16 protein-coding genes are annotated in these 12,510 nt (G+C 72.6%); 4 read left to right on the forward strand and 12 right to left on the reverse strand.

The genetic code is table 11. From position 1 onward, the window contains the following. Nucleotides 1-11 precede the first annotated feature (11 nt). The 3 genes from OHQ87_RS05835 to OHQ87_RS05845 all read right to left on the reverse strand — a co-directional run bounded on the left by OHQ87_RS05835 (nt 12) and on the right by OHQ87_RS05845 (nt 2,040). Nucleotides 12-965: a hypothetical protein gene (locus OHQ87_RS05835; RefSeq protein ID WP_328345626.1), complete on the reverse strand. Its 954-nt coding sequence runs from the start codon at nt 963-965 to the stop codon at nt 12-14. A 99-nt stretch (nt 966-1,064) separates the two neighbouring features. Then, nucleotides 1,065-1,445 (reverse strand): nuclear transport factor 2 family protein, encoded by a 381-nt coding sequence (locus OHQ87_RS05840; RefSeq protein ID WP_328345628.1) that lies wholly within the window; start codon nt 1,443-1,445, stop codon nt 1,065-1,067. Nucleotides 1,446-1,530: 85 nt separating this feature from the next. Continuing rightward, on the reverse strand, nt 1,531-2,040 hold the full coding sequence (locus tag OHQ87_RS05845; protein WP_328345630.1) for an O-acetyl-ADP-ribose deacetylase: 510 nt from the start codon (nt 2,038-2,040) through the stop codon (nt 1,531-1,533). Between OHQ87_RS05845 and OHQ87_RS05850 the strand changes: the two genes are divergently transcribed. Both OHQ87_RS05850 and OHQ87_RS05855 read left to right on the forward strand, forming a co-directional pair. Beyond that, a complete protein-coding gene (locus OHQ87_RS05850; protein WP_328348759.1) occupies nt 2,009-2,920 on the forward strand; it encodes a cyclodeaminase/cyclohydrolase family protein in 912 nt (303 codons plus the stop codon). The two genes, OHQ87_RS05845 and OHQ87_RS05850, sit on opposite strands and share 32 nt — an antisense overlap. Then, the gene (locus OHQ87_RS05855; protein WP_328345632.1) at nt 2,917-3,753 is read left to right on the forward strand and encodes a bifunctional 5,10-methylenetetrahydrofolate dehydrogenase/5,10-methenyltetrahydrofolate cyclohydrolase; all 837 of its coding nucleotides are present in this window, start codon (nt 2,917-2,919) and stop codon (nt 3,751-3,753) included. The genes OHQ87_RS05850 and OHQ87_RS05855 overlap by 4 nt, the downstream gene beginning before the upstream one ends. A gap of 195 nt (nt 3,754-3,948) precedes the next feature. Here OHQ87_RS05855 and OHQ87_RS05860 read toward each other — a convergent pair whose 3' ends face one another. The 7 genes from OHQ87_RS05860 to OHQ87_RS05890 all read right to left on the reverse strand — a co-directional run bounded on the left by OHQ87_RS05860 (nt 3,949) and on the right by OHQ87_RS05890 (nt 10,660). Next, nucleotides 3,949-5,061: an ABC transporter ATP-binding protein gene (locus OHQ87_RS05860; RefSeq protein WP_328345634.1), complete on the reverse strand. Its 1,113-nt coding sequence runs from the start codon at nt 5,059-5,061 to the stop codon at nt 3,949-3,951. Continuing rightward, complete coding sequence (locus OHQ87_RS05865) at nt 5,058-5,912, reverse strand: ABC transporter permease (RefSeq protein WP_442930689.1); 855 nt, start codon at nt 5,910-5,912, stop codon at nt 5,058-5,060. Before OHQ87_RS05865 ends, OHQ87_RS05860 begins: the two co-directional genes overlap by 4 nt. A gap of 16 nt (nt 5,913-5,928) precedes the next feature. Continuing rightward, nucleotides 5,929-6,726, reverse strand: a complete 798-nt coding sequence (gene modA, locus OHQ87_RS05870) for a molybdate ABC transporter substrate-binding protein (protein WP_328345636.1) — start codon at nt 6,724-6,726, stop codon at nt 5,929-5,931. A gap of 35 nt (nt 6,727-6,761) precedes the next feature. Next, the gene (locus OHQ87_RS05875; RefSeq protein WP_328345638.1) at nt 6,762-7,181 is read right to left on the reverse strand and encodes a TOBE domain-containing protein; all 420 of its coding nucleotides are present in this window, start codon (nt 7,179-7,181) and stop codon (nt 6,762-6,764) included. Nucleotides 7,182-7,333: 152 nt separating this feature from the next. Further along, a complete protein-coding gene (locus OHQ87_RS05880; RefSeq protein ID WP_328345640.1) occupies nt 7,334-9,763 on the reverse strand; it encodes a DUF4132 domain-containing protein in 2,430 nt (809 codons plus the stop codon). 1 nt (nt 9,764) lies between these two features. Next, a complete protein-coding gene (locus OHQ87_RS05885) occupies nt 9,765-10,157 on the reverse strand; it encodes a hypothetical protein (RefSeq protein ID WP_328345642.1) in 393 nt (130 codons plus the stop codon). A gap of 134 nt (nt 10,158-10,291) precedes the next feature. Continuing rightward, on the reverse strand, nt 10,292-10,660 hold the full coding sequence (locus tag OHQ87_RS05890) for an MmcQ/YjbR family DNA-binding protein (protein ID WP_328345644.1): 369 nt from the start codon (nt 10,658-10,660) through the stop codon (nt 10,292-10,294). Between the two features lie 141 nt (nt 10,661-10,801). Between OHQ87_RS05890 and OHQ87_RS05895 the strand changes: the two genes are divergently transcribed. Continuing rightward, nucleotides 10,802-11,266, forward strand: coding sequence for a DIP1984 family protein (locus OHQ87_RS05895; RefSeq protein WP_328345646.1), 465 nt, complete (start codon nt 10,802-10,804; stop codon nt 11,264-11,266). A 292-nt stretch (nt 11,267-11,558) separates the two neighbouring features. Then, a complete protein-coding gene (locus tag OHQ87_RS05900) occupies nt 11,559-11,777 on the forward strand; it encodes a hypothetical protein (RefSeq protein WP_328345648.1) in 219 nt (72 codons plus the stop codon). A gap of 24 nt (nt 11,778-11,801) precedes the next feature. Here the strand turns inward: OHQ87_RS05900 and OHQ87_RS05905 are convergent, their stop codons facing one another. Next, the gene (locus OHQ87_RS05905) at nt 11,802-11,972 is read right to left on the reverse strand and encodes a hypothetical protein (protein ID WP_328345650.1); all 171 of its coding nucleotides are present in this window, start codon (nt 11,970-11,972) and stop codon (nt 11,802-11,804) included. Further along, complete coding sequence (locus OHQ87_RS05910; RefSeq protein ID WP_328345652.1) at nt 11,969-12,244, reverse strand: hypothetical protein; 276 nt, start codon at nt 12,242-12,244, stop codon at nt 11,969-11,971. Before OHQ87_RS05910 ends, OHQ87_RS05905 begins: the two co-directional genes overlap by 4 nt. Nucleotides 12,245-12,510 lie beyond the last annotated feature (266 nt).

Below are 12,510 nucleotides of genomic sequence, written 5' to 3' on the forward strand. Positions count from 1 at the left end.
CCGTCCAGGGTTCAGCTCTGCTGGTAGTTCACCGCGGCGAACCCGCAGGGCTGGTGCAGGTGCAGGTAGTAGGCGCCCTCGCCGTACTCGTCCAGGTCCGCGCCGCCGATCAGACCCAGGTAGTCCATCGGTTGCCCGCAACCGGGGCAGTCGGGGTGCTCGGCGTCCTGGATCCAGTCGGGCCGGCCGCCCAGGGTCGATCCGCCCCGATCCCACGCGCTGGCCTGGTAGGGGCTCCGCCGGACCGCACCAGGGACCGGTATCAGCCTGGGCGGATCCTCCGCCTCGGCGGAGCCCAGGTGGCCCGGGCGGGTGTTGCCGGTCCACCAGACGGTGTCACCGGCCGGCGTGACCCGGCTGTACAGCGTCGTGTAACAGGCGCAGAAGTGGCATGTCTCGATCACCAGCCGGCCGGACCAGCCCGTGTGCGCCAGTGCGGCACCGACGGCAGGGTCCGCCGGATCGAGGTCCACCGCGGTCCACAGCGGTGACCCGCACCACGGACACGTGGGACCTTCCGTGCGTCGCGGTGCCCCACGCAGGATCCATGCGTACGCGGTGTCACCGCACAGGTCCCGTCGGCGGCCCTCCGGGCCGATCGTCCAGCCGCCCTCCCGCGCGTAGGCCAGGACGCCGACGTGCAACTTCTCCGCGCCGGCCGGCGGTCGTGTCGACCAGCGACGCAGGGCGCTCTCGGCCATCGGGTGCGCGGTGTGCGCCAGGATGACGAGCAGCTGGTTGAGCTGGTCGGGCGTCCGGCCACCGTCGATGTGTTCGATCACCCGGCGGACGACGTCCGCGTCCGCCGCCCGGTACAGCTTCCCCGGCCACCACACGCCCCGGTCGAGCAGCGCGCCGAGGTACGGCGTCAGCCTTCCCGGATCGGCGTCCGCGATCAGGGACAACTCCTCGATCGCGTCGTCGTCCCCGTCGACGGACACCTTCCTGATCAACTCCGCAACCACGAGGCGATGTTAGCCACCACGAGCCACGGGCCTCCCGGCGGCCGGTAGGCGACGGCACATGCCGGGCCCCGGCCTGCCGTCAGGTGGCCACCGGCCCGGTCACGCTCCTTCGGGCTGCTGACCCGGCCAGAACGGCCACTCCTCGAACGACCGGCACCGCCCGTCGTCGGCGAACCGCATCACCCACAGGTCTCGGTACTCCTGGGCGACCGGATCGCCGTAACGGACCTCGTGGCGCGACACCGCGGTGTCGCCGTCGACGGCGACGATCTCCCAGGTCATCCGGAACACCTCGGCGGGGCCCTCGCGGTGCTCCTCCCACATCCGGGCGATGGCCGCCAGGCCCACTACCGGCGTCCAGTACGGCCCCTGCTGGTAGCTCGCATCCTCGGTGAAGAGGGTGACAAGCGCATCCGTGCCCGGTGTCCGCCAGGCCCGTTCGTAGCCGGCGAGCCAGTCGTCGACCTGTCTCCTGTCCATGCCTCCCACCCTGCCATCCCGTGGCCCGTCGACCTCGCCAGCCGCGCCAGTGGCCCGGCTCCGGCCGGCGGAAGGCCCGAGCGGGTCAGTCGGCCGCTGCCAGTGCGGCCGTCAGGTGCGCGTGGGTGTCCTCGTCGAAGGCGACGAGTCGTACCCGTCGGACGTTCGTCGGGGTCGACCTGATCGTCGCGATGGCGATCCGGGCGGCCCGCTCGGGCGGGTAGCCGTACACGCCGGTGGCGATGGCGGGGAAGGCGACGGTACGGGCGTCGAGGTCGTCGGCGACCTGCAGGCTCCTGCGGTAACACGAGGCCAGCACCTCGGCCTCACCGTGGCCGCCGCCCGCCCAGACCGGCCCGACGGTGTGGATGACGTGCCGTACGGGTGGGTCGAGGTCGAACGCCGGGGTCGGCATCGCGTCGCCCGGCGCGCACGGGCCGATCGCGCCCCCGGCCCGGGCCAGCCGGGGCCCGGCCGCACGATGGATGGCACCGTCGACACCACCGCCACCCAGCAGGGACCCGTTGGCGGCATTGACGATGGCGTCCACGCTCTCCCTGGTGATGTCGCCCGTGACGACCTCGATCACTGTCACCGCAGCATCGTGGCACACCGGGCGCAGCCGTGCCGGGTCGCGCCGAGCACGGTTCCCGCGCGGTGCGTGTCCCTCCTGTCCGACGTCCGCCTTCGTGTCCGACGTCCGCTCTCCCGGCCGTGGTGGTCCGCTTTCCCGGCTGGGATGGTCCGCCCTCCCGGTCGTGGTGAACGGTGCCGTCCCGGCTGCGGGCCCGCCGGCAGGTCACCATACGCTGGGTCGGCATCCGACCCGCCTGACGAGGGGACCCTGCACCGTGCGCGATCAGCCCATCGGTTCCTGGCTCGACGATCTCGCCTCCGCCGCCCCGGCACCCGGCGGTGGTGCGGCGGCGGCGATGAACGCCGCCGTCGGCGCGGCGCTCGTGTCGATGGTGTGCAACCTGACGATCGGGAAGCCGAAGTACGCCGAACACGAGCCGATCATGCGGGAGGCTCTGGACGCGGCCACCCGGCTGCGTGCGCAGGCGGTTCAACTCGCCGACGACGACGCGGCCGCCTTCGGCGCTGTCACCGATGCATACAAGCTTCCCAAGGAGACCGACGCGGATCGGACGACCCGGACGGCCGCCATCCAGGCGGCGCTCGTGGGAGCCGCGGCGGTGCCGCTGCGTGTGGCTGCCGTGGCCGCGGAGATCATCGAGCTCACCGGTCGCGTCCTGCCGGGTGCGAACGTCAACGTCCTGTCCGACGTCGCCGTGGCGGCGGCCTCCGCCCGTGCCGCTCTCGATGCCGCCGTCATCAACGTCGAGATCAATCTGGGAGCGATGAAGGACGAGGAGCGTCGGGCCGGGTTGCGTGTCGAAGTGGACAGGCACGCGGCCGCTGCCGCCGCCGCGGACGACATCGTGAACGCCGTACGGGAGAGGATCCACACGTGAGGCTCATCGACGGTCGGGCCATCGCCGCCGCCATCGCCGCCGAGGTCACCGCCGCTGTCACCGAGCTCACCGCGCGGGGCGTCGTGCCGACGCTGGCCGTGGTCGTCCCGACCGGCGACGAGGCTACCGCCTGGTACGTCCGGTCGATCGAACGGGCCGCCGCCAGGGTCGGCATCACCTGCCGGGTCGACACGCTGACCGACCCGGACGGGAGGTCCATCGCCAAGCATCTCGACGAGCTGTCGGCCGACCCGACAGTGCACGGCATCATCTGCCAGACGCCGCTGCCCGAGGGCGTCACCCTGGACACCGTCGGCCGGCACATCGCGCCGGCGAAGGACGTCGACGGCGCCAACCCGGTCAGCCTGGGCCGTCTTGTCGCCGGCCTGCCGACCTACGCCCCGGCCACCGCCGCCGCCGTGCTGGAGATCCTGCGCCGTGAAGAGGCCGACCTGGCCGGTGCCCATGCCGTGGTCGTCGGCCGGTCCACGGTGGTCGGCAAGCCGGCCGCGCTGCTGCTCCTCGCGGAACACGCCACGGTGACGGTCTGCCATTCCCGTACCAGGGATCTACCCCGGGTCTGCGCGGACGCGGACGTCCTCGTGGCGGCGGTGGGCCGCGCCCATCTGGTGGGCGCGGAGCACATCAAGCCCGGCGCGGTCGTCATCGACGTGGGTACGAATCCGACCGCCGACGGTGGCCTCGCCGGTGATGTCGATCCGGACGGCGCACAGCGGGCCGGTTCCCTGACGCCCGTTCCCGGCGGTGTCGGGCCGGTGACGACCATGCTGCTGATGCGGCACACCGTCCAGGCGGCAGCACGCGAGGTGTGAGGCGAACGACCGATCGGGCGGGATGCACCCGGCCCGACGGGTCGGCCGGTAGGTGGTCCGCAGGATTCAGTGCTGGCGAGCGTCGGCGCGGACGGAGCGTCGGCGGCTGACGCGTCGATCCGGGCGTCCGGTCACGAGCCTGGTGGGGCCCGTACCCCGAAGCATGGTGGCCGCTGCTCCGTCCGGTGGTGGTCGTCATGCTGCGGTGGGCGGTGGGTGTCCGTCGGCGCCGGCGGGGTAGGCGCGGGTCTCGGTGACCTTGACGGCGGCCCACACGGATCGGCCGGGCCCCAGGTCGAGGTGGCTGGCGGCGGCGGGGGTGATGTCGGCGACGGCGGCGATCGGGCCGTCCAGTTGGACTCGCAGGTTGTCGCCGTGGCGTTGCAGGCCGGTGATGACGGCGGGCCAGGTGTTGCGGGGGCTGCCGTCGGGCCGGTGCGGGTGCAGGGCGACGGCGGAGGGTGGGAACGCGACGAACGCGTCGCCGTGCAGAGGGTCGGCGACGGTGAGGGTGAGCTGGTCGTCGACGCGGACGGTGTGGCCGTCGGCGGTGCCGCGGTAGAGGTTGAGGCCGACGAGTCGGGCGACGTAGTCGGTGCGGGGCCGGGCGGTGACGGTGGCGGCGTCGCCGTCCTGCACGACCCGGCCGTCCTCGATGATGACGAGCCGATCGGCCAGGACCAGGGCGTCGAGCGGGTCATGGGTGACCAGGAGGGTGCCGCCGGGATGGGCGTCGAGGTGCCTGTGGAGTTCGGCGCGGGTGTCGAGTCGGGTGCGGGCGTCGAGTGCGGCGAGGGGTTCGTCGAGCAGCAGTAGCACCGGGTCGAGGGCCAGGGCGCGGGCGAGCGCGACCCGCTGTGCCTGCCCGCCGGAGAGCTGTCTCGGCTTGCTGCGTGCCTGTGCGGCCAGGCCGACCCGGTCGAGCCAGGCGGCGGCCTGCCGACGGGCGGTGCGCCGGTCGGCACCCCGGCGACGCGGCCCGAAGGCGACGTTGTCGAGCGCGCTGAGGTGCGGGAAGAGGAGGTAGTCCTGGAAGACCACGCCGATCGGCCGGTGTTCGGGGGGTGTCCAGTGGTCCTGGTCGGGCCGGTCCACGTCGCGCCCGGCGAGGCTCAGGTGGCCGGCGGTCAGTGCTTGCAGACCGGCGAGGGCGCGCAGGGCGGTGGTCTTGCCGGCGCCGTTGGGGCCGAGTAGGGCGACCACTTCGCCGGCCTCGACCCGCAGTCGCAGGTCGAGGCGGAAGGTTCCCCGGTCGACGACGAGGTGGGCGTCCGCCACGGGGGAGCGGGTGGACCGGGTGTCGGTCATGGGCTGGTGATCCACTTGTCGCGGAGGCCGGCGAGGATGGCCACGGACACGGTCAGCAGGACCAGGCTGAGGACGACCGCGCCGTCCAGGTCGCCGCCCTCGATGGTCTGGTAGACGGCCAGCGGCATGGTCTGGGTGATACCGGGATAGTTGCCGGCGAAGGTGATCGTGGCGCCGAACTCGCCGAGAGCCCGGGCCCAGCACAGCACCGCTCCCGCGGCGACGCCCGGTGCCACCAGGGGCAGGGTGACGTGGGTGAAGGTGGTCCAGCGTCCGGCGCCGAGGGTGGCGGCGGCCTCCTCGTAGCGGGCGTCGGCCCCGCGTAGTGCGCCTTCGACGGCGATGACCAGGAACGGCATCGCGACGAACGCCTCGGCGACGATCACGCCGGTGGTGGTGAACGGCAGGGTGTAGCCGAACGTGCTGTCCAGCCATGTGCCGAGCAGGCCCCGGCGGCCGAACACCAGGAGCAGCGCCACCCCGCCGACCACCGGCGGCAGGACCAGCGGGACCGTGACCAGCGCGCGGACCACCCGCCGGCCGGGGAACCGGGTACGGGCCAGCAGCCAGGCCAGCGGCACGCCCAGCAACAGGCACCCGACGGTGGCGACGCTGGCGGTCTGCAGGGACAGCCGGAGCGCGGTCAACGCGCCGGGCTCGGTGAGCCGCTGCGGCAGGCTGCTCCAGGGGGCGCGGGCCACCAGCCCGGCCAGCGGCAGTACCAGGAACAGCAGACCCAGCAGCGCCGGGGTCAGCAGCGCCGCCGGTACGCGTTGCGCCCGGCGGCGGCGTGGCGGCCCGGTCCGGACGGGCTCGTCCGCTCGGACCGGGCGTTCACCGGTCGAGGTCACGCGTCACCCGGGCCGGTCACGGGGTCTGGAAGCCGGCGGCGGTCAGGACGGTGGTGCCCTGCCCGGAGCGGACGAAGGCGACGAAGGCCTGCGCGCCGGGTTTGTTGGCTGCGTTCTTCAGCACCACGATGGGGTAGTCGTTGATCGCGCCGGCGGATTCGGGGAACTCCACCCCGTCGACGTCGGCGTCGGCGGCCCTGGTGTCGGTGCGGTAGACCAGGGCGGCGTCGACCTCACCGAGCTTCACCTTCGACAGGGCGCCCTTGACGTCCTGCTCCAACGTGACCGGGGTGAGTTCCACCTGCGCGGCGGTCAGGACCCTGGTGGCCGCCGCGCCGCAGGGCACCTGCTCGGCGCAGCGGGCGACCTTCAGGCCGGGCCTGGTGAGGTCGGTCAGCGCCCCGATGCCTTTCGGGTTGCCCTCGGGCACGGCGATGACCAGTTGGTTCTTCGCGAAGACGACGGGGGCACCGTCGGCGTTGCCGGCATCGGTGACCGGCTGCATGTTCTTCGGCGCGGCCGAGGCGAACACGTCCGCCGGCGCGCCCTGGTTGATCTGGGTGGCCAGCGCGGAACTGCCGGCGAAGTTGAACCTGACCACCACCCCGGGGTGGGCGGCCTCGAAGTCCTTGCCGATCCGGGTGAACGACTCGGTAAGCGACGCCGCCGCGAACACGGTGACCGTCCCGGTCACCCCGGTGCCGGACGGGGCCGCGCCCGGCGAGCCTGCCTTGTTGCCGCCGCAGCCGGCCAGCCCGGCGACCGCGAGGGCCGTCACCCCGGCCAGCACGGCGCGGACGAAACGTGCACCCACCTGCTTCTCCTCCCCGAAGGTCGCGGTGCCCGCGCTCACGCGCCGGCCCGGGTCCTGTGCGTCGGGCCTGACCGCTCCACCACCACCGTGGTGGATTTGATCACCGCGACCGCGACGGAGCCGACCTGCAGGCCCAGTTCCTCGACCGCTTCCCGGCTCATCAGCGAGACGATCCGGAACGGCCCGGCCTGGATGTCCACCTGGGCCATCACCGTGTCCTTGGCGACCGCGGTGACGATCCCCCGCAGCCGGTTGCGCGCCGAGGACTCCTCCGACCGGCCGTCCGGTTGGCCCGCCTGCGCACGGACGAATCCGGCCAACTCGACGCCGTCGATCGCCCGGTGGCCCTGCTCGTCCCGGATGGCTGGCAGTCGGCCCGCATCCACCCAGCGGCGCACCGTGTCCACGCTCACGCCGAGCAGATCCGCGGCTTCACCGATCCGAAACACCGTCACACCGGGCACCCTACCGGTACGCAACTGCTGCTCGGAAGAGTGGTTACGACTGGCGACTGCGGCACCTACGACCTATCAGTGGCCGCACCTGCCTCATGCGTAGGAGTCGTCCTCCGCTGCCCCGTCCCGGGGGTCCAGTGCTCCAGTGGTCATCAGGCGAACTGCCGCAGCACGGTGGGGTCGGTGATGGTGTCGTCGGCGGCGAGCATGATCGCCTTCGACAGGATCGTCGACAGCATCGGGTCGTCGTCGAACGGCAGGTGCAGCCGCCCGGTGCCCCCGCGCGCGGGGACGATGCACAGGTAGGCGTCGTGGGGCTCCATCATGACGTTGCCCGAGCCGAGGTGGATCCGGTAGCCGCGCAGGTTCCCGCGTACGTGCAGGTAACGGTCCGCGAGGGTGGCCCGGCCGGCGATGGCCATCCGGGGGAGGAGCCGGGCCAGGGCGTCGCGGCGTACCTCCGCCGACGGGGTCAGCGCCCCGACCACGGTGCTGTGCCAGTAGTCCCGGAACCGGTCCTCGCCGCGGTCGGCCCACTGCGGGTCGGTGGCGATCGAGGTGACGCCGACGAAGAGGTCCACGTCCCGCATCGCCTCGGTGAACACCAGTGGCGGTACGTCCGCGACCGGTACGGGTTGCCAGGTCGCGCCGTCGGATCGGGCGAACCGCACCTGATCGGTGGCGCAGTGGTCGACGTCGTAGTTCCGGGGATCGTCCGTGCCGACCAGATGGTGGTGGAAGGACGCCCGCCACGCACCGCCGCCGAAGAGCTTCGTGGCTTCGCTGTCGTACCCGCCGTCCCAGGTGCCCAGGTAGCCGGCCTGCCAGCCGCGGGCGCGCATGAGCGCGTTCGCCTGGCGGTAGCGCAGGATGTGCGCGGCGAACCGGTTGGAGTAGGAACCGGTCCGCTCCTCGGCCGGGGTGAGCAGGTAGACCTCGCGGAAGGCCTGCTTGAACGGCTGCGTCAGGCCGGTGGCGAGCACCCGTTCACGCCAGGCGAGGATCTCGTCCACCCCGGCGCGGATGGGGTGCCACAGCCGGACCCGGTCACCACGCGCCGGCCGCCCGTCGAGACCGGCGACCGTCCAGCCGTCGGCGTCCTCGCGGGGCAGGCCCGCCGACCAGTCGCGTCCGTCGGTGCTGGTCTCCCAGAGCAGCCGCCGCCCGTACGTCCCGGTGACCGGGTGGTCCAGGAAGCGGGACACCCAGTCCGGGTACGCCCAGGTGCGCTCCTCGGACAGCAGCGCCTCCACCCGTTGGCGCTCGGCGGTCAGCGTCGCGTTGACGGCCTTCACCGAGTCGCGCAGCTGTTTCAGCTCGTCGGCGTGCGCCTCCTTGAGCACCGCGGGAACGCCCTTGAGCCCGACGTCGCCGCGGGCGAAGGTCAGGCGGGCCTTCTCGCCCTCGACCCGCACCGTCGCCTCGTACGGGCCGACCGGGGTCCGCCGGGTCCCGGCCGGGTCGAGCCCGTGATCGTCGACGGCGAGTTCCAGCACCTCGCTCAGTGACCACCCCCGCAGAGCGCCGAGGCGGGTCAGCGCGGTGTGCACCCGACTGCGTACCGCCTTGTTCTTCACGGTCACCGCGAGCCGCGCCAGGGTGCGCACCGGTGTCTCACCGTCGCGCCCGGTGAGCAGTTGCACGGCCGCGATCGCGGTGCGCTGGGCATGGGGGAAGCCCGCCGCCTGGCGGGGCGCGGCCGAGGCGGCGGCGGTGACCCTCGCCAGCAGTTCCGTGGCCGCCTCGTCCGACTCCCGCGACAGCGCCCACACCAGGCCACGGAGGAGGCGGTCCGAGTCGTCGTGCACGGAGTGCCGGTGGGCGGCGAACGCCTCCAGGATCGCGCGGACCGCCTTCCTCCCGTCGGTCGCGGTCTTGAGCTGCTCGTCGAGGCCGCGCAGCCATCTCGCCGGTGCGGTCGGCTTGTCGAGCGAGGCGCAGTGGGCCAGCAGTTCGGGCACACCCGGCGCGGCGAGGACGTCACCCAGGCCGGCGCGGACGAGCGGACCGAACTCGTCGCCGTGGTGCAGCAACCGGGACGGCACGCGGCGACCCGTGGCGCGGTCGACCGCCTCCCCGATCAGCGTGACGACCCGGCGTCGAGGGCCGGCCGTCGGGAGGTGGCCCGCGGCGAGTTCGTCGAACAGGGCCGCGAGCGCCGGCGCGAGATCGGCCAGGTCGGCGGGAGCCAGGTGCGCGGCGATCGTCGCCGGCAGCTCCAGATAGGCGACATTGTCGTAGCCCTGCCCCCGGCCGGCGACCTCCAGACTCCACAGCAGGTCCGCCCGGGTCCAGTCGTGTTCGTCGTCGACGAGACTCCGCACCACCTCGTTCAGCGCGGACGGCATCGAGCTGGCCGCCACCTCCAGGTGCACGGCCAGCGCGGCGCGGCGGCGCAGCTCGGTCGGCCACGACCCGGTGACGGCCCACTCCGGCGTACGGGTCACCGACGACGTCCAGTGGTAGGTGCTCGCCCGCCGGAGCAGCGGCCGCACCTGGGCGTCGGCTTCGGCGATCCCGGTCTCCACCCTGAGGCGGTCCGTCGCGCTCAGTGCGGGAAGCAACCGCATCCAGTCGGCCATGTCAGCCACCCACCAGGGGGACGAGCCGCACGAAGGCCACCTCGGGGTCCACGAGCAGGTCGATCTCCTCATCAAGGTCCTCGACCTGGCGCTCACCCACCAGCAGCACGAAGCCGTTGTGGGCGAAGGCGGCACAGGCCGCGTCCGCCTGACGTTCCCAGTCCAGCCGCCGGCCCCGACCGACCCGGTAGCCGTTCAACGTCGCCTCCGCGTCGGTCGGCCGTACCAGACCCCGGAAGACGTCGGCCTGCTCGGCATTGAACCGTGCCACCTCCTCGCGTACCCGCAACCGGACCAGCTCCCGCGCGGAGATGCGCTCCGGCAGACCGGCCAGCGGCCACTGGTCGATCGCCCTGCCGGTCGCCGTCTCGTCCCGAACCGTCACCGTGGCCATTGCGCCGTGCTCCTTGCCTTGGGTGAGCGGCATCATGGCACGACGGTCCGACGGGACAGTCTCGTCAGCCCTCCGGGCAGCGGTGTCGCCGCGCACAGCAGCGTGCCGGCAGCCGGGTACCGTCAGCGCAGGGATCACCCGTCCTGCAGGCTCTCCTGCAGTTCGGCGGGCGCCCGCATCCGCCACGCATCGGTGATCAGCTCGGCCAGCCGCTCGACTGACACCTCGGTGAGGCGCACCATCACCAGGGGCAGCCCCTCGTACCCGGCCGTCGTGAAGAACAGGGCGGGCTCGCCGAGGAGCAGCGCCTGCTTCTCCCCCTCATCACCGACATGGAGCACCGCGACATCGGTGCGGATCACCCGCGGTTTCCCCGGCACGCGTTCCGGATAAGACCAGACGAAACCCTTGTTCTCCACGCGGAAGTCGAAGCCGTCGCTGGGAATCTCCACCGCGTGGGGCAGCGCGAGCGCCAGACGGCGTACATCGTCGGCATCAGCCATCCGCAGAGGCTACAACGGCGCCCGATCCTCCTGCCCGGGACTCGGCCGGCGCTCCGTCCCCGGGCACCGTGCCTGCTGCTGTTCTTCGCATGGTCGACGTAATGGGGAGGCGTGGGTGATCTTCGCTGGTCACTGGTGCCTATGAAACTTGCTGAGGCTCTTGCGTTGCGCGCGGATGCGGCGCGTCGCGTCGAACAACTCCGTGCCCGCATCGTCGCCAGCGCCCGTTTCCAGGAGGGTGAGTCGCCTGCGGAGGAGGCGGCGGCGCTCCTGGCGGAGGTCGGCGGGGTGCTCGGTGAGCTGGAGTCGCTGATCCGGCGGATCAACCGCACCAACGCCGCGACCGTGGTCGACGGTGGCACGCTCACCGATGCTCTGGCCCGCCGGGACGTGCTCCGGTTGCGGCACGGCGTGGTCACCTCTGCCGCCGACGCCGCTGCGGGGGAGGGCCAGCGCGGGTTTCGGCAGTTGCGGTCGGAGCTGAAGATGATCCCGGCGTTGCCGGTGGCGCTACTGCGCGGCCAGGCCGACGATCTCGCCCGGCAGCTCCGCGAGGTCGACACCCTGATCCAGCGGAGCAACTGGGAGGTGGACCTGCTGGACTGACGGGTTGCGGAGCAGGTAGCCGACGTGGAGGCGTGCACGAACCCGAGAGCCGGCGGGTATTCCGGCTCACTCCTGGCGCGCCGAGGGCAGGCGCAGGGGTTCGATTCCCCGGCACACATCGCACGCCCAGCACAGCACACAGGTGACGGCGCACAGGGCACGGCACACTACCGGGTGCAGATCCACGACGGCGAGGGCGGGACAGGGGACCTCCGCAACCCCGTACCGACACGGCTCCTTCGATACCACGCGCGACCCCCGCACTGAGCTGCCGCGCCGGATCATCGCGCCTGTGTTCCTCGGCGTGTGGGACCGGCAACCCGACCCCGCCGTCGGCGGGGAGATCGTCAACGGCGAGCCGGGCCTGATCGCGACTGATCGTCAGAGCCGTACTCTCGCCGTGCTCGCACTCGCCACGACCGGCACTGGCAGGATCAGCCATGTGTGGGTGGTCCGGAACCCCCGGAAGCTCGACGCATGGCGCTGGTCTCCGACCGCCCCGGACCGCTGATCGATGCTCCGCCAGCGCCGGGAGTCATGCCGGCTCGGGCACGGCTCCCGGCTCGCCGTCGTCGGGCATCGGCTCGACCGGTGCCTCCGGCAACTCGCTGGGTGTGTCGGGAAGAAGCTCGCCGAGGTCGTCCGGCACGGGCTCCCGAGGGTCGAGGGGTGGATAGACATCGGGATCGAGGTCAGGATTTGTCATCGGGCGATTATCCGCCACGACCGTATCCCGCGCACGTCTGCCTCGGCCCACTCGTCACCGGTCAGCGTGACGACGGCGCATCCAGGGGGACCGTGCAGGCCAGCGGGAGGTGTAGACCGCTGCGGGCATCGAAGCCGGTAGTCGGGCAGCAGGCGGTGCCCCTGGCGGGCGACCAGGTCGACCGCGTCGATCAGGTAGTCGGCGACCAGGTCGGAGACGAAGTAGCCGAAGGTGATCCGGGTCCAGCCGGGCTTGATCCCACTCGCAGCCAAGGGCGATCTCCTCCTGGAACGCCCGGGAACGCTCCTCGTCGATGCCCAGCAGGCGGTGCCCGTAGGGGCCCGCGCAGGAGCATCCGCGCCGTCTGCTCCCGGCCTCGACTCACCCATCCGGACCGGCACGTACGCCGTACCCCGTCCGGCGTCCGGCGCGACGCCGCCGGACGATCGTCCACACCGGATGGCCGCGCCGGGGGGCGGCCCCCTTCGACCGGGCCGGCTGGTGCCCTCGCCCGTGCGGGTGCGACGATCTCGACCGG

Origin of the sequence: Micromonospora sp. NBC_00421 (assembly GCF_036017915.1) — a bacterium.
Taxonomy (GTDB): Bacteria; Actinomycetota; Actinomycetes; order Mycobacteriales; family Micromonosporaceae; genus Micromonospora.